Annotated in this window: 16 protein-coding genes; all 16 read right to left on the bottom strand. The window is 70.4% G+C overall.

All coding sequences use genetic code 11. The features are described 5' to 3' along the window. Positions 1-287 precede the first annotated feature (287 nt). The 16 genes from AACZ35_RS01280 to AACZ35_RS01205 all read right to left on the bottom strand — a co-directional run bounded on the left by AACZ35_RS01280 (position 288) and on the right by AACZ35_RS01205 (position 14,244). Positions 288-2,450 carry a secretin N-terminal domain-containing protein gene (locus AACZ35_RS01280; RefSeq protein ID WP_339825107.1) on the bottom strand — a complete coding sequence of 721 codons (2,163 nt, stop codon included), beginning with the start codon at positions 2,448-2,450 and terminating at the stop codon, positions 288-290. 27 nt (positions 2,451-2,477) lie between these two features. Beyond that, a complete protein-coding gene (locus AACZ35_RS01275; RefSeq protein WP_339825105.1) occupies positions 2,478-3,107 on the bottom strand; it encodes a hypothetical protein in 630 nt (209 codons plus the stop codon). Continuing rightward, positions 3,104-3,688 carry a hypothetical protein gene (locus AACZ35_RS01270; RefSeq protein WP_339825102.1) on the bottom strand — a complete coding sequence of 195 codons (585 nt, stop codon included), beginning with the start codon at positions 3,686-3,688 and terminating at the stop codon, positions 3,104-3,106. Before AACZ35_RS01270 ends, AACZ35_RS01275 begins: the two co-directional genes overlap by 4 nt. After that, positions 3,688-4,749 carry a hypothetical protein gene (locus tag AACZ35_RS01265; RefSeq protein WP_339825100.1) on the bottom strand — a complete coding sequence of 354 codons (1,062 nt, stop codon included), beginning with the start codon at positions 4,747-4,749 and terminating at the stop codon, positions 3,688-3,690. Before AACZ35_RS01265 ends, AACZ35_RS01270 begins: the two co-directional genes overlap by 1 nt. After that, the gene (locus tag AACZ35_RS01260) at positions 4,688-5,764 is read right to left on the bottom strand and encodes a hypothetical protein (protein ID WP_339825098.1); all 1,077 of its coding nucleotides are present in this window, start codon (positions 5,762-5,764) and stop codon (positions 4,688-4,690) included. Before AACZ35_RS01260 ends, AACZ35_RS01265 begins: the two co-directional genes overlap by 62 nt. Then, entirely contained in the window at positions 5,764-6,357 is a 594-nt protein-coding gene (locus AACZ35_RS01255; protein WP_339825095.1) for a type II secretion system protein, read from the bottom strand. Before AACZ35_RS01255 ends, AACZ35_RS01260 begins: the two co-directional genes overlap by 1 nt. Further along, positions 6,354-6,773 carry a prepilin-type N-terminal cleavage/methylation domain-containing protein gene (locus AACZ35_RS01250; protein ID WP_339825092.1) on the bottom strand — a complete coding sequence of 140 codons (420 nt, stop codon included), beginning with the start codon at positions 6,771-6,773 and terminating at the stop codon, positions 6,354-6,356. Before AACZ35_RS01250 ends, AACZ35_RS01255 begins: the two co-directional genes overlap by 4 nt. Further along, positions 6,763-7,182 carry a prepilin-type N-terminal cleavage/methylation domain-containing protein gene (locus AACZ35_RS01245; protein WP_339825089.1) on the bottom strand — a complete coding sequence of 140 codons (420 nt, stop codon included), beginning with the start codon at positions 7,180-7,182 and terminating at the stop codon, positions 6,763-6,765. Before AACZ35_RS01245 ends, AACZ35_RS01250 begins: the two co-directional genes overlap by 11 nt. Continuing rightward, positions 7,151-7,588 (bottom strand): type II secretion system major pseudopilin GspG, encoded by a 438-nt coding sequence (gspG, locus tag AACZ35_RS01240; RefSeq protein WP_339825087.1) that lies wholly within the window; start codon positions 7,586-7,588, stop codon positions 7,151-7,153. The genes AACZ35_RS01245 and gspG overlap by 32 nt, the downstream gene beginning before the upstream one ends. Before the next feature lie 19 nt (positions 7,589-7,607). Next, on the bottom strand, positions 7,608-8,804 hold the full coding sequence (locus AACZ35_RS01235; RefSeq protein WP_339825085.1) for a type II secretion system F family protein: 1,197 nt from the start codon (positions 8,802-8,804) through the stop codon (positions 7,608-7,610). Positions 8,805-8,808: 4 nt separating this feature from the next. Next, entirely contained in the window at positions 8,809-10,533 is a 1,725-nt protein-coding gene (locus AACZ35_RS01230; protein WP_339825083.1) for an ATPase, T2SS/T4P/T4SS family, read from the bottom strand. Positions 10,534-10,609: 76 nt separating this feature from the next. Continuing rightward, entirely contained in the window at positions 10,610-11,275 is a 666-nt protein-coding gene (locus AACZ35_RS01225; RefSeq protein WP_339825081.1) for a class I SAM-dependent methyltransferase, read from the bottom strand. A gap of 23 nt (positions 11,276-11,298) precedes the next feature. Then, complete coding sequence (locus AACZ35_RS01220) at positions 11,299-12,669, bottom strand: pyridoxal-phosphate dependent enzyme (protein WP_339825079.1); 1,371 nt, start codon at positions 12,667-12,669, stop codon at positions 11,299-11,301. 141 nt (positions 12,670-12,810) lie between these two features. Beyond that, a complete protein-coding gene (locus tag AACZ35_RS01215) occupies positions 12,811-13,029 on the bottom strand; it encodes a YdcH family protein (RefSeq protein WP_339825077.1) in 219 nt (72 codons plus the stop codon). Beyond that, on the bottom strand, positions 13,022-13,192 hold the full coding sequence (locus AACZ35_RS01210) for a hypothetical protein (RefSeq protein WP_339825074.1): 171 nt from the start codon (positions 13,190-13,192) through the stop codon (positions 13,022-13,024). Before AACZ35_RS01210 ends, AACZ35_RS01215 begins: the two co-directional genes overlap by 8 nt. 101 nt (positions 13,193-13,293) lie before the next feature. Beyond that, a complete protein-coding gene (locus AACZ35_RS01205; protein ID WP_339825071.1) occupies positions 13,294-14,244 on the bottom strand; it encodes an OmpA family protein in 951 nt (316 codons plus the stop codon). Between the last annotated feature and the right edge of the window lie 137 nt (positions 14,245-14,381).

Here is a 14,381-nt window from a genome sequence, read left to right as displayed (position 1 = left end):
TCGGAACAGGCTGAAACAATCCGTCGACCGCCCAGCGCCTGCACGCACGTGCCGGCGCCGGCACCAGGACCGGCTGGCTGCGAAAGGGTGGGGTCTTCGTGACCCTTCTCCCGACGCGCGCCCCCAGTCCTGCTTGCGCATGCTTCAGCACTGCGCAGTCCCCGGACGTTCGGCGATGCTAATACGGGGGTATGGCGGGGTCAATGCTTGTTCAGGTTTCTCCGCCTCCCAGGGCCCACAGGGCCCACAGGCCCGACGGACGGGCCGCCGGGGCCGATGGCCGGGGCTCAGCGCTCCCCGTTCTCGAACCGGCTGCGCACCGCGTCGGTGATCGCGCGGGCCTGGCTGGCGTCTTCGATGACGTAGGGCGTGATGAGCATCAGCAGTTCGGTGCGGCTTTCCTGGTTGCGCGAGCTCTGGAACAGCTTGCCCAGCACCGGGATGTCGCCCAGGCCCGGCACCTTGGAGGTGCCCTGGGTGGTGCTGGAGGAAATCAGGCCGCCGAGCAGCATGCTTTCGCCGTCCTGCAGGCTAAGGCTGGTCTGCAGGCGCCGGCTGAAGATGCTGGGCGAGGAAATGTCGCTGGTATTGGTCTGCGTGGCTTCGCTGACCTCCTGCGAGATCTCCAGGTCCACGCGCTGGCCCGAATGCACGACGGCGCTGAGCTCCAGCAACACGCCGGTCTTGCGGTACTGCACCTGCTGCAGGATCGAGGTGCCGCCGTTGGTGGGCAGGTCGGGCGCCGTGGCCTGGCTGGTGATGATGGGCACTTCCGAGCCGACGTCGATGCTGGCGCTTTCGCCGCTCTTCACCATCAGGCGCGGCGTCGAGAGGATGGAAACGCGGCTGTCCTCGGCGAACAGGTTGATCATCGCCCGCACCTGCCCCGAGGACGAGATCGGCGACCAGGTAACGCCGGACGTGTTTGGTTCCAGGCCCTGGTTGAAGGTGAGACCACCCTCGAAATTGTTGATGCCGACGTTGCGCAGCGCCCATTCGACGCCGTGTTCGAGTTCGTCGGTCAGGGTGACTTCGGCGATGGTCACTTCGATCACCACCTGCCGCGCCGGCTGGTCCAACCTTGCCAGCACGCCCTGGATGGCGCGCCAGCGCTGGGCGTCGCCCTGGAAGACGATGACGTTGCGCACCGGGTCCACCGCCAGCTGGCCGGCGTCGCTGGAAATCACCGAGGCCTGGGCGCCGGTCTGGCGGCCGCCCAGGCGGCTGCCGGAGGAACTGCCCGGGCCGGAACTACTGGTGTTGCTGCGCGCGGTCGCCGTCGGTTCGTTGCCGCGCGCGGCGGTCTGCGCGCCGCTGCCCGAGGCCGACGCCCCGAGCAGGGCCTGCAGCACCGGCAGCAGCGAATCGACGGTGGTGTGGCGCGCGGAATAGATGAATACGCCGCCGTCGCCGGCATCCTCGTCGCTGGGCTGGTCGATGCGCTCTACCCACTCGCGCACCGCAGCCAGGGCCTGGTCGGATTCGCTGAAGACGATCAGTGCGTTCGCCGATGGCACCGGCACGAAGGTCAGCACGCCCGAGCCACTGGCGCCCTGGCGCACGGAATAACCCTGGGCCGTCAGCACGTCCGTCAGTTCCTTGGCCAGCACGTCGGCGCCCAGGTACAGCGGATTGATGCGCAGCGACTTCTTGTTGCGCAGCGACACGCGGTCGAGCAGCGCCACCGCCTCCATCGCCGCCTGCACCGAGGCCGGCGGGCCGCTGATGAGCAGGGCGTTGGCTTCGATCATTTCGGTCTGCGTGACCTGCGAGCCATTGCCGAACAGCGCGCGCACCTGGGCGGCGACCCGGCCCGGTTCGCTCACGTCCAGCGGCATGGCCACAAACACCGGGCGTTCGCCGGAGGGCACTTCGGGCAGCGCCCGCGCGGTGATCAGGCGCGGCGGCTCGGCCGCTTCGTCGCCACCGGGCAGGAAGCGCAGCACGCCTTCGTCCTCGACGATGCGCACCTGGTAGCGCTTGAGCACTTCCTCGGCGATTACGTAGACGCGATGCGGCGGTTCGGGTTCGACCAGGCGCAGGCTGACCAGCTCGCCGCGGCTGCGCACCGACTGGTCGATGTCCAGCGAGAAGCCCAGCACGGTGCCGAAGACTTCGTTGATGAACGCGCCAAGGCTGACCCCGTCCAGGGTCAGGGTGACCGGCTCGGAGGTCCGCATCTGCGGCAGGTCGCGCTTGTCCACCGTGCGCACCGGCGCCGAACCGACGCTGGGCCCGGATTCGACGCGCGGCCGGCTGCGGCCTTCCTGGTCGTCCACGGGCAGTTCATCGCCGGCGGTTTCTGCCTTGGGCGCCCGCAGCGGATCGGGGAAGGTCGGCTGCGGCACCGTGGCGCAGGCACCGGCCAGCGCGGCCACCAGGGCAGCGGCAAGGACCAGGCGCAGGCGGACAAAGCCGTTCGGACGCGGGGAATCGGGGGATGGGGTCATGGAGAAGGAAACCTGCATGTGAGGCGATCAGTCGCCCGTGGTGGACGGGCGGCGGGAATTGCCGAAAGGCTGGGAGCCAGACTCTGGAACGTTGCGGCGCGCCCGGCGTTGACCGGGTTCACGCTGGGCCGGGGTGGCGCGGTTGGCGCGGTCGGGTCGGGTCGTGCGCTCGCGGCGGGGGCTCGTGCGGGCGCCGGTGGCCGCATCGGCGACGGCGCCGGCATCCACGATGTCCACCATCAGTTCGCGCCGCTGGACCTTGCCGGCGGCATCTGCCCACTCGACCACGTCCGGACGGATAGCGGTGACCTGGCCACCGTCGGCCAGGAATCCACCCTTGGCCACGCGCACCACGCTGTCGCCCTGGGTGAACAGCGCGAACAGGCTGTCGCCCACGGCAACCACGCCGACCGGCCGGATGGCCACTTCAGGCGCGGCGTCGGCGGCGGCGACTTCGCTGCCCCAGGGCGCACGCGCCGTCCAGACCGGCGCGGCCGGGCTGATGTCGGTGGCGGCGATGGCGGGCAGCGCCCAGTCGGCGGACTCGCCCGCCCGCACCGGCGCCGACGACGGACCTTCGCCGACAAGCAGGTAGCCGACCGCGCCAAGCAGCAGCGGCGCGACGAAGGGCACGACCTTGCGCAGACGCGGCGTCATGCCGGATCTCCCTCGCCCGCGGCGGGCTTGCGGTAGTAGGCACGCACGACCAGCGACACCTGGGTCTGGCGACCCTGGCTGATGTCCATGCGTTCGACCTGCATCCAGGGCAGGCCGGCCGAAAGCGCGCGCAGCAGCTGCGGCGCGCGGCCCTGCGGGATCTGCGCGTCCAGACGCGCCACGACCTGCCACAGGTCGGGATGACCGGGCACGTCGAGCGTGGATTCGGCGCGGACGCGGGCTTCGGCCAGGCCGGCGCTGGCGGCCTGGCCGGCCAGCCAGGCCTGCAATTCGGCCTGCGCCAGGCCGGCGCTGGCGACTTCGGGCAGGGTCTTTTCGACCGCCGCCAGGGCGGCTTCGGCTTCGGCGGCGCGTTCGGGCCAGGCCGACTCCTTGCCGGCTTCCTGCAGGCGCGCCAGCAGGTCGGCGTCGCGGCGGTAGGCGTCCATCTTCGCTTCGCGACCGTCGGCCAGGCCCAGCACGAAGTGCAGGCCAAGCACCACCATCACCACCAGCGTGCCCAGGCGCAGGCGCCGGCTCTGCCGCCATTCGGCAGCCATGCGTTCGAATTGCGCGCGCATCATGGCGCCTCCGCCGTTGTCGGGGCGGCCGGCGCGGCCAGGTCGAAATCCAGCTGCATGCCGGCATTGTTGGGCAGCGGGCTGGCGGCGACGTCGGCCAGGCGCGGGTGCTCCTGGAAAGCGGAGACAAAAAGGCGCGGATCGGTTTCACCCGATTCCAGGCCCACCTGCAGGCGGTCGCCTTCGCGGCGCCAGCCCAGCAGGCGGGTATCGGCCGGCAGCGGTTCGATGACTTCGGCCACCAGCAGGTAGTCGCTGTCGGCGGTCGCCAGCGCCTGCAGGCCCTGCAGGCGCTGCAGGGCGGCATCGGCGCGTTCGCGCGCTTCGAGCAGGGGCGTGGCTTCGGCGCGCAGCTGGGTCAGCTGCTGGTCCAGCCGCCATTGGCCAAAACTCCAGCTGGCCTGGGCGGCCAACTGCCAGCCAAGGCCCAGGGCCACGATGCCGATGCCGGCAACCCAGGCCAGGCGCTCGAGCGCCGCCGGTGAACCGGGCAGCCCGGCCGGGCGGTCGCCCCAGGACCGGTCGGCCCAGGGCAAGGCTTCGGGCTCGGGCACGTCGTCGGTTTCGGGGGCCAGGCCGGCCGCCCGCAGGAAGCGGCGCCACGCCGCGGCGTCGGGCGGTGCGGGCCACCACTGGCTGGCGCGCAGGTCGCCCTCGCGCCAGACCTGGCCTTCGACGCCGCGCATCATGGCCAGCAGGCGCGGCCCGTCCTGGTCGGGCGGGGCGCGCAGCAGGGTTTCCGGGATCCAGCCCGCTTCGCCGGCCAGCAGCCCGGTGTCGGGTTCGGGCCAGACCCAGGCGTGGGCAATGCCGCCGTTCCAGGCGATATGGTGCAGCGCGCCCGGGGCGGGCTCCTGCCGGCGCACGGCCACCGCGGCGGCGGACGCGCGCTGGCGCACCGGCAGCTGGCTGAAGTCCAGGCGCCGGTAATGGCAGTCGGCCCGCGCGATGACCCATTGAACCGGGCCCAGCGCGCCGCCGGCGTGCAGGACGCGCGGTTCAGGGCCGCCCAGTCGCCGCGTCGGCGAAAAGAGCGTGGTCAATTGTTCGCGGAGGGTCATCGGATTCTGGACGGGTTACTTGGTAAGCGGCGAGGAAAACCCAAGGCGCCTGGCCGTCGGCCATGGGCGTCAATCGTACATGGATGCGCCAGGCAGCGCCCGAATCGCCCCACAGCGTAAGGCGCAGTTCATCGGACGGGGCGAAGCGATAATCGGACACCGGATCACCCGGCAGCACGACGCCCAGCAGCGCCTGCACTTCGTTGCTTGAACGCAGCGGCGCTTCGCGCCGGCGCTCGCGCAGGATGTCGCAGGTGGCCGGGCAGCCGGGAATGAACAGCGGCAGGATTTCGCGCGGCGCCGTGTTGAGGTTCAGCGGGCCGGCATAAAACGTGGTGGCCTGCTCGGCGACCAGGTCCTGGCGCAGGCCGGCGTCTTCGTCCCAGCCCAGCACGCGGTCCAGTTCCACCGGTGCCAGCAGGCGCCGGTTGGGCGGCGGCGGCCGGTCGGCGCGTTCGTAGTCGCGGGCCTCGGCGCCGTTGAGGTGGCGCAGGTCGTCGTGGTCGATGTAATCAAGAAGGGCGTCGCGCAGGCGCGGCGCATCGCCTTCACCGACGCCCCAGGCCGCCAGCAACCTGTCGAGGTAGGCGGGCGTGGGCCAGGACAGCGACACCAGGCCGGCTTCGTCCTGCACGGCGAAGCGGGTCTGTTCCAGCCCCTGGTGCACGCTGCCGTCGAGCGGCAGCTCGCCGCCGATGGCGTCGCGCGAGAAGGCGCCGAATTCTTCCAGCGAACGCAGCGCGCGCTGTTCCGCGCCCAGGGCCTGCACCGGCAGGCCGGCGACGGTCTTGTCGCGGGTGGCCGCCAGGTAGATCAGGGTGTCGCGCGTGCCGAACATCGCCAGCTGCTGTTCGGCGCCGGTGCGGTCGCGCTGGGCGTCGGCCACCTGGTCCAGCGCCCACAGCGTCAGCAGGCCGGCGACGATGGCGATCGCCGCCAGCAGCCACAGCACCAGGGCCAGGACGAAACCGCCCTGCCCTTGCCTTGCCCGGAACTGTCGGCTGTCAGAGGCCATCAGATGCCTACCGTGCCGGGGTCGAGGGGGCGCAGCAGGATCGGCGACTTCGGATCGGCCAGCACCGGTACCAGCCAGTCGAGCACGCCGTCGGCGGTTGTCGCGCTCAGGCGCACCATGCGCGGCAGCACGATCGGGTCGTCCTTGCCGGGCTGCCAGCGGTCGGTCCACTCGCCGTCGGCGCCCAGGTACTGGAAACGCGCTTCGTCCAGCGGACCGGGAATGACGGTCATGTCCTCCCACTCCGGGTCTGCGTAGTGCAGGGCGTGGCCGCCATCCACCGGCTCGAGCCACCAGCGCACGCGGGCAACGCCGCGGGTGCCGACCGGCTGGATGGTCACCAGGGCCAGGGAGTCGGTTTCGCCTTCCATGCGCCCGAAGGCGTCGGGCAGGTCGGCCATGGCGCCGGCCACGGAGTCGCGGAACCAGTGTTCCTGCAGCGTCGCCACGCGTGTCTCGGACTGGTGGCGCAGCAGGCGCGCACGCAGGTCCAGCGACTGCTGCAGGGCCTGCATCAGCAGCGTGACGATCAGGGCCACGATGACCAGGGTCACCAGCGCCTCGAGCAGGGTGAAACCGCGGGCCCGGATCACATCTGCACCGGTTGCCGGGCCTGGCGCCAGCCGACGCGGCGCACGGGCAGTTCGCGGCGCAGCGTGTCGCCACGCCACAGCTGCAGCTCGAGTTCGTACAGGCCAACGTCGTAAAGCCCGGGCTCGAGGTAACCGGTGGCGCCGGGGCGCACGGGTTCGACCAGGCGGCTGGTCCAGCGCAGTTCGTAGTCGCCCAGCGGCATGCTGCCGTCGGGCGCCTGCATCGGGTTCACCTGTTCAAGCCAGGACATGGCGTTGCGCAGCGCGGTGTCGTCCTCGCGCGCCTGCTCGGCACGGTTGACCATTTGCACCGACTGGGTCATCGCCGCGAACAGCGCCATGCCGCCGGCGGACAGGATCGCCAGCGCGACGATCGCTTCGAGCAGGGTGAAACCGCGGGCGGGCTTACGGCGCACGGGCCACCCCGCAGGCAGGCGCGCGCAGTTCGACGTCTTCGCTGGTGCCGCGGCCCTGCACACGCAGCACGCTGCCGCGGCACAGGCCGTTGGTTTCCACGCGCAGCGGCTCGAGCGGCGTCACCACCCAGCCTTCGGGCAGGGCCAGGCGTGCCGCCAGGGCGTTCACGTCGCCCTCGGCGACCGAGATGGGCCGGCCCAGGCTGCGAGCGATGCGCGGCAGGCGCTCAAGCTGGCGATGCACTTCGTCGCGCTCGCCGCTGCCGGCGATGGCCTGGTAGGTGCGCTCCATGCGCGGCGCGACCAGGGCCGTCACCATGGCCAGCAGGGCCAGCACGATAAGCAGCTCCAGCAGGGTGAAACCCTGGCCGGCGGAATCAGGCGCGCGGAAGGAAACCGATATCGGCATCGATGCCCTCCCCGCCGCGCTCGCCGTCGGCGCCCAGCGAATAAAGCGCGAACGGCATGCCTTCGGCGCCGGGCATGGAGTACTGGTAGGGGTTGCCCCAGGGGTCGAGCGGCGCCGGTTCGTCGATGTAGGGGCCGTTCCATCGGCCGCGCAGGCGTTCGTCCTGGGGCGGGTTGTACAGCACGTCCAGGCCCAGGGCGGCCGGCGGGAAGGAACCGACCTCGAGCCGGTAGGTTTCCAGCGCGCCGCGCAGCATCTTCACCTGGGTTTCGGCGACCTGCACCTTGGAGGTGTCGACGCGGCTGAACAGGCGCGGGCCGACCAGGCTGGCGATCAGGCCGATGATGACCAGCACGACCAGCATCTCAAGCAGGGTGAAGCCGCGGTTTTGGGCGTGGTTTCGCATGGTGACTCCGTGTAACGCGTCAGAGGGGGACTTCGTTGACGCTGGTGATGGCCAGGATGATCGCCGTGACGATGGTGCCGATGACAATGCCGATCAGGATGATCGCCAGCGGCTCGACCAGCTGCAGCGCCCGCTTCATGCGGTCGCGGCCGGTGGTTTCATAAAGCCGGGCCAGGGCCGCAAGCAGCTTGGGCAGCTCGCCGCTGGCCTCGCCCACCGCCACCAGGTCGTAGCCGGTGGGGTTGAGGGCGCGGTGTTCGCGCAGCGCCGCCGACAGCGTGGCGCCGCCCTTTACCGACCCGGCGACCTGGGACAGGCGGCTGCGCAGGAAACCCAGGCGCACCGAATTGGCGGCCAGGCCCAGGGCCCGGATCAGCTCGACCCGGCCGGTAAGCAGCGCCGACAGCGTGCTGGCCCAGCGCCCGACCTCGGCTTCGACCAGCCACTCGCCCAGGATGGGCAGGCGCACCGAACGTTCGGCCAGGAATTCGGTGAGGTCGCGCCGGCGCAGGGCCGCGCGCAGCGCCACCGCCGCGATGACCACCGCCGCCGCCACCAGGTACCAGTGGTCGGAGAACCAGACGCCGGCGCCGATGGTCCAGCGCGACAGCGTCGGCATGTTGTCGCCGTGCTGGGTGAGCAGGTTGCCGAAACGCGGCACCACCCACAGGAAGATGATCGCCACCGCGGCGATGCCCGAGAACACCAGCACCGCCGGGTAGACCAGGGCCGAGCGCATTTCGTTGCGCACGCGCTGGTCGTATTCGAACTGTTCGACGCCGCCGCGCATGGACTCGGCCAGCCGGCCGGTGGCCTCGCCCGCTTCGACCAGCTGCAGGAAATATTCCGGCACCGGCAGCTTGGCGTCGCGGAAGGCCACCGAAAACGGATCGCCGCGGCGCACCGCTTTTTCCATGCCGGTGAACATCGCCGTTATCTGCGGGTGGTGGCTGGACTTGGCCAGCGACGACAGCGAAGTGACCAGCGGCACGCCGGCTTCGAGCAGGGTGGAGAATTCCTGCAGCACCAGCTGCAGTTCGCGCGTGGATGCCTTGCCGCGGCGGCGGCGGATGCCGGACTCGGTCTGTTCGGCCAGCGAGGTCGGCGTCAGCCCCTGCCCGGACAGATGGCGCGCGGCCTCGCGTTCGCTGCGGCCTTCGACCACGCCCGAGACGGACTGGCCGGTTTTGTCGATGGCCTGGTACTTGAACTGCATGCGATCAGGCGTCCGCGGCGATTCCGCCGGTGACGCGGACCACCTCGTCCACGGTGGTCAGGCCCTGGCGCGCCTTGAGCAGGCCGTCCTGGCGCAGCGTGCGTCCGCCCTGGGCGTCGGCAAGCTGGCGCATCTTCTCGGCGGTGGCGCTCTCGAGCACCAGCTCCTGCATTTCCGGGGTGACATCGACCAGTTCGTAGATGCCCAGGCGACCGCGGTAACCGGTGCCGCGGCAGTTCGGGCAGCCGATGGCGCGCACCCAGCGCGGCGCCGGCGCGTCGGCGTCCACCACCGGCGCGACGAGTTTCTCGACCCCAGGCAGCACGTCGGCCGGCTGGCAGCAGTCGGGGCAGACCCGGCGCACCAGGCGCTGGGCCTGCACGGCGCGCACGCTGGTGGCGACCAGGAAGGGTTCCAGGCCCATGTCGACCAGGCGGGTGAAGGCGCTGACGGCGTCGTTGGTGTGCAGCGTCGACAGCACCAGGTGGCCGGTGAGCGCCGACTGCACGGCGATTTCGGCGGTTTCGAGGTCGCGGATTTCGCCGATCATGATCACGTCCGGGTCCTGGCGCAGGATCGCGCGCAGCGCCCGGGCGAAGTTGTAGCCGATTTCGGCGTTGGCCTGGATCTGGGTGACGCCCTTGACCTGGTATTCGACCGGGTCTTCGACCGTGATGATCTTGCGGTCGCGCTGGTTCATTTCTTCCAGCGTGCCGTACAGGGTGGTGGACTTGCCCGAACCGGTGGGGCCGGTGACCAGCACGATGCCGTGCGGTTCGCGGGCCCAGCCGCGGAACATGCCCAGGTCGCGCGGCGTGAAGCCCAGGCGTTCCAGGCTCAGGTCCTGGCGCTCCTTGGGCAGCAGGCGCAGCACCAGCGATTCGCCGTGCACGGCCGGCACCGACGAGGCGCGGATGTCCACTTCCTGGCCGCTGACGCGGGTGCTCAGTCGCCCGTCCTGGGGCAGTCGCCGTTCGGCGATGTCCATGCCCGAGATCAGCTTCACGCGCGAGGCGACGGCCGGGTAGCGGCTCATCGGCAGCGTCAGGCGGGTATGCAGGATGCCGTCCACGCGCAGGCGGACGTGGAAGACCTGGTCTTCGGGTTCGATGTGGATGTCGGAGGCGCGCTGGTCCATGGCCTGGGCCAGCACGTTGTTCACCAATTCGATGACCGGGGCTTCTTCAGCCAGTTCGCGCAGGTGGCTGACGTCGTCGTCGCCGGCTTCGTCGCCGGGACGTTCGGCGCGGGCGGCCAGGTCCAGCAGGCGGTCGATGTCCTGGGTGCGGGCCAGGCGCCACTGCCAGCCGGACGCCAGGCGGCGGCCCAGGATTTCGTCCAGGGTCGGGTCGAGCGGGTCGCGGGCCACGACCAGCACGCCGCCCTCGGGCGACTTCCAGCCGGCCACGCCGTTGTCCACCCACCAGTCGGGCACCAGGCCGCTGTCGTGCGCCACGTCGTGCAGGGCGGCGGCATCGGCCGGCCATTCGGCGCCTTCGAGCAGGGGCATGCCCAGCTGCCCGGACAGCACCGGCAGCAGCGATTCTTCGGAAAGCGCGCCCAGGCGAACCAGGATGCTGCCGATGCGGCCGCCGAACTGCTGCTGGAAGGCCAGGGCCTTGCCGATATCGGCGCGCGTGGCCAGTTGGCGTTCGACCAGCAGGTCGCCCAGCCGGCGGGACGAGGGCTGGAGCGTGGATTCAATGGCGGGCGCGGGCACGGATGACATGGCTTTGGACAGGTTCAAAGGCAGGCGGAGCATAGCAGTTCACCTGCGCCGGCCCGGGCCGCCGCGGCGCCGCCGTTCAGGCGCGGCGGTGCCGGAAAGCCAGCATGCGCTGGGCCCGGGGATGGGCCCAATCGCCGATGTTTTCGACCTGCAATCCACATAGACCCGCCATCCATTCGTATTCGTCCACCGACTGGTGAAACGGATCAAGGTCGTAATTGGTGCACACGCCGCCGGGGGAATGTTGCACCGGCTCGAGCCAGGCCGGGCCCGGGGCGTCGAAATGGGTGGCGTAGAAGACCCCGTCCGGGGCCAGGGCCGCGGCGACTTCCTTCAGGCAGCGCACGATGGCGTCCATCGGCAGGTGGGTGAACAGCGACAGGGCCAGGCCCATGTCGAAGTGTTCACCGAACCGGGACACGCGGAAGCCGTCGTCCACCAGCAGCCGGGCGTCGCGGCCCTGCAGGCCGGCCGCGGCCAGTTCGCGCCGGCCCGCTTCGATCAGCGAGGCGTTGATGTCCAGGCCGTGGTAGCGGCCCGGGTCGAGGTAAGCCACGAAGTGCACGCCGCCGCGCAGCGCGCCGCAGCCGACGTCCACGAAACGGTGCCCGGGCAACAGGCCGCGCGAACGCAGGAAATCGAGCTGCAACCGGCCCAGTTCGTCCCACAGGCCGCCGACGAACTGCCGGTGTTCGCCGCGGGCGATTTCCTCGTCGGTCAGCTGGCGACCGTAGAGGTTCATGTCGGTGCCACCGGCCACGGGGCTCAGGCGACCCGCCGGCGCAGGTAGTTGAGCAGGTCGATGCGGGTGATCAGGCCCAGGAAACGCTCGCCGTCCACCACGATGGCCACCTGGCCGCGGTCGAACACCGGCAGCAGCGACTCCATCGGCTCGGTGACCTGCAGCAGGGTGAGCTGGGTGACCATGGCGCTGGCCACGCTGTCCTTGAAGCGATCCTCGTTGCCATAAACGTGCATCAGCACGTCGGACTCGTCGACGATGCCGACGATCTTTTCGCCCTCCATGACCGGCAGCTGCGAGACGTCGTACATCTTCATGCGCTGGTAGGCCACGTGCAGGGTGTCGTTGGGACCGACCACCACGGTGTCGCGCCGGGCGTAGGGGCGCAGGATCAGGTCGCGCAGGTCGTTGTGCACTTCGCGCTCGAGGAAGCCGTTGTCGAGCATCCAGTAGTCGTTGTACATCTTCGACAGGTACTTGTTGCCGGTGTCGCAGACGAACACGACCACTTTCTTCGGTTCGGTCTGCTCCTTGCAGTACTTCAGCGCCGCCGCCAGCAGGGTGCCGCTGGAGCTGCCGCCCAGCACGCCTTCCTTGACCAGCAGTTCGCGGCCGGCCAGGAAACTTTCCTTGTCGGAAATCGCGTAGGCCTTCTTCACCCGGCTGAAATCGGAGATATCGGGCAGGAAGTCCTCGCCGATGCCTTCGACCAGCCAGCTGCCGGACTTGGTGCTCAGCACGCCTTCGTTGATGTATTGGGTGAGGATGGAGCCGACCGGGTCGGCCAGTACCAGCTCGACGTGCGGCGCCGCCTTGGCGAAATACCGCGACAGGCCGGTCATGGTGCCCGAGCTGCCGCAGCCGAAGACGATGGCGTCCATGTCGCCGTCCATCTGCGCCCAGATTTCCGGGCCGGTGCCCTGCTCGTGCGCGGCCGGGTTGTCGGGGTTGCCGAACTGGTTGATGAAATACGCGCCCGGGGTTTCGCTGGCGATGCGCGCGGCCATGTCCTGGTAGTAGTCCGGATGGCCCTTGGCCACGTCCGAACGCGTCAGCACGACCTCGGCGCCCATGGCGCGCAGGTTGAAGATTTTTTCCCGGCTCATCTTGTCGGGCACGACCAGCAGCAGCTTGTAGCCCTTCTGCTGGGCCACCAGGGCCAGGCCGATGCCGGTGTTGCCGGCGGTGCCTTCGACGATCAGCGCGCCGGGCTTGAGGTCGCCGCGGGCCTCGGCGGCCTCGATCATCTTCAGGCCGATGCGGTCCTTGATGGAGCCGCCGGGGTTCATGCATTCCAGCTTGAGGTAGAGCTCGCAGACCCCGGTATCGAGGTGCTGGGCCTTGACCATCGGCGTATTGCCGATGAGTTCGAGCACGTTGGCGTTTGCCGTCATGGAGGGGAACCGGGCGTTTTCGCGGGCCTCGATTCTAGCAGCGCCTTCTGTCAGCGCGTTCCGGCAGCGCGGCACGGCGCGCCGCGGAGAGCGTGGCGGCGGCGACCCGACGAGGTGGGCCGCCGCCGCCACGGCGGTAACTCAGTGCCGGCGTTGGTCGAACATCCGGGTCAGCCGGTCCTTGGCGTTGAGCTTTTCCTTCTTCATGCGCCCCAGCGTGCTGTCGTCCAGCGGCAGGACGCCCAGCTCGGCGTCCAGGACCTGCTTGTCGAGTTCACGATGGCGGTGGTAGAGCTGCCGGAATTCCGGATCGCTCTTCATCAGCGCTTCGAGTTCCTGTTGCGGTTGCCCTTCAAACATCGGATTGACCTCCTCCATAAAACGCGAACGCCCCGGTTGGGAAGGCCGGGGCGTTGCGGTTCGAGATTAAGGTCAGGTCGCTTTCGCGGGCGGCGCCTCCACGCGACGCGCGCACATCCGGAAGGAAGGCGGCGCGTTCGGCGGTGGCGAGGTCTGCTTTCATCGGCCTGGCTCGTAGTCCCGGAGGCATCGGGCCGCCGGGAATTTGAACCTACTCCCCCTCTCCGGGGGTCGCAACCCCCTTCGTAAGCCGTTGTTTTTACTTTAGTTGATGATTATCTCGACGCGCCGGTTGCGGGCCCGCCCGGCGGCGCTGCCGTTGTCGGCAACCGGGCTGGATTCGCCCTTGCCGGTGGCCCGCAGGCGGCCACTTTCGACGCCGGCTTCGACCAGGACGCGCATGACGGCCTCGGCCCGGCGCTGGGACAGGGCCTGGTTGGCGGCTTCCCCGCCCTGGCTGTCGGTATGGCCCTCGATGCGCACGGTGCCGCTGCCGCCGATCAGGCCGGCCAGGGCCCGCAGGCTGGCCTGGGCGGGGGCGGTGAGGCTGGCGCTGCCGCTGCCGAAGGCCTCGCCGCCGAGGGTGTAGACCTCGCGGCCGCCCTCGCGGCTAAGGGGCGGCGGACTGGCGTCGGTGATGTCGTCGGCGGCGATGGCGGCGGCCAGCTCGGCTTCCTTGCGCGCCAGCTCGGCTTCCCGGGCGCGGGCGGCGGCCAGCTTGCGGGCCTGGGCGGTTTCGGCCTCGGCGGCCTCCACTTCGGCCAGGCGCATGGTTTCGGCCTGCTCGAGCTCGCGCTGGATTGATTCTTCGCGCGCCATGGCCTGCAGGCGCAGGCGCTCGGATTCGCGGCGGGCCCGCTCGGCCTCGCGGCGGCTGGCCTCGAGCATGATCTGGTCGCGCTCGCGGTCGAGCTGTTCGGCCTGGCCCGCCAGCAATTCGGCTTCGGCAGCCAGCCGGGCGGTTTCCAGTCGCACCCCGGCCAGGCCGAGCTTGTGCTCGCGGTCGCGGCGGCGGGCATCGCGGGCGTCGGCGATGGCCTGGCGCGCCTGCAGGCGCTCGAGCCGGGCCAGGCCGCCCAGGGACGGGTCGGCTTCCAGGTCCTGCAGTTCGGCGGCGAGGCGGGCCACGGCCTGGTCGTGGTCGGTATCGGCGGCGGCCGGGCCGGACAGGGCCAGGCCGGCGGCCAGCAGCAGCGTCAAAAGACGGGCGGACATGCTCAGTTCCCCTCGTTCACGAGCAGGCGGCGGCGCAGGTCGGCATTGCGCGCGGCGGCGCTTTCCACCGCCTGGCGGGCCGTGTCCAGCCGCGCCTTGGCATGGGCCAGGTCGGCGTTGGCGGCGGCCGCTTCGGC

Origin of the sequence: uncultured Arenimonas sp., assembly GCF_963976025.1 — a bacterium.
Lineage (GTDB): Bacteria > Pseudomonadota > Gammaproteobacteria > Xanthomonadales > Xanthomonadaceae > Arenimonas.
Note: the sequence above shows the minus strand (reverse complement) of the source record. Positions and strands in the feature narration are given on the sequence as shown.

Excerpts from the sequence above, each read along its gene's own strand:
- AACZ35_RS01245 (WP_339825089.1), bottom strand. The coding sequence starts at position 7,182 with ATGCCGATATCGGTTTCCTTCCGCGCGCCTGATTCCGCCGGCCAGGGT.
- AACZ35_RS01265 (WP_339825100.1), bottom strand. The coding sequence starts at position 4,749 with ATGACCCTCCGCGAACAATTGACCACGCTCTTTTCGCCGACGCGGCGA.
- AACZ35_RS01270 (WP_339825102.1), bottom strand. The coding sequence starts at position 3,688 with ATGCGCGCGCAATTCGAACGCATGGCTGCCGAATGGCGGCAGAGCCGG.
- AACZ35_RS01205 (WP_339825071.1), bottom strand. The coding sequence starts at position 14,244 with ATGTCCGCCCGTCTTTTGACGCTGCTGCTGGCCGCCGGCCTGGCCCTG.
- gspG (WP_339825087.1), bottom strand. The coding sequence starts at position 7,588 with ATGCGAAACCACGCCCAAAACCGCGGCTTCACCCTGCTTGAGATGCTG.
- AACZ35_RS01275 (WP_339825105.1), bottom strand. The coding sequence starts at position 3,107 with ATGACGCCGCGTCTGCGCAAGGTCGTGCCCTTCGTCGCGCCGCTGCTG.
- AACZ35_RS01230 (WP_339825083.1), bottom strand. The coding sequence starts at position 10,533 with ATGTCATCCGTGCCCGCGCCCGCCATTGAATCCACGCTCCAGCCCTCG.
- AACZ35_RS01235 (WP_339825085.1), bottom strand. The coding sequence starts at position 8,804 with ATGCAGTTCAAGTACCAGGCCATCGACAAAACCGGCCAGTCCGTCTCG.
- AACZ35_RS01225 (WP_339825081.1), bottom strand. The coding sequence starts at position 11,275 with ATGAACCTCTACGGTCGCCAGCTGACCGACGAGGAAATCGCCCGCGGC.
- AACZ35_RS01260 (WP_339825098.1), bottom strand. The coding sequence starts at position 5,764 with ATGGCCTCTGACAGCCGACAGTTCCGGGCAAGGCAAGGGCAGGGCGGT.
- AACZ35_RS01215 (WP_339825077.1), bottom strand. The coding sequence starts at position 13,029 with ATGTTTGAAGGGCAACCGCAACAGGAACTCGAAGCGCTGATGAAGAGC.
- AACZ35_RS01280 (WP_339825107.1), bottom strand. The coding sequence starts at position 2,450 with ATGACCCCATCCCCCGATTCCCCGCGTCCGAACGGCTTTGTCCGCCTG.
- AACZ35_RS01220 (WP_339825079.1), bottom strand. The coding sequence starts at position 12,669 with ATGACGGCAAACGCCAACGTGCTCGAACTCATCGGCAATACGCCGATG.
- AACZ35_RS01210 (WP_339825074.1), bottom strand. The coding sequence starts at position 13,192 with ATGAAAGCAGACCTCGCCACCGCCGAACGCGCCGCCTTCCTTCCGGAT.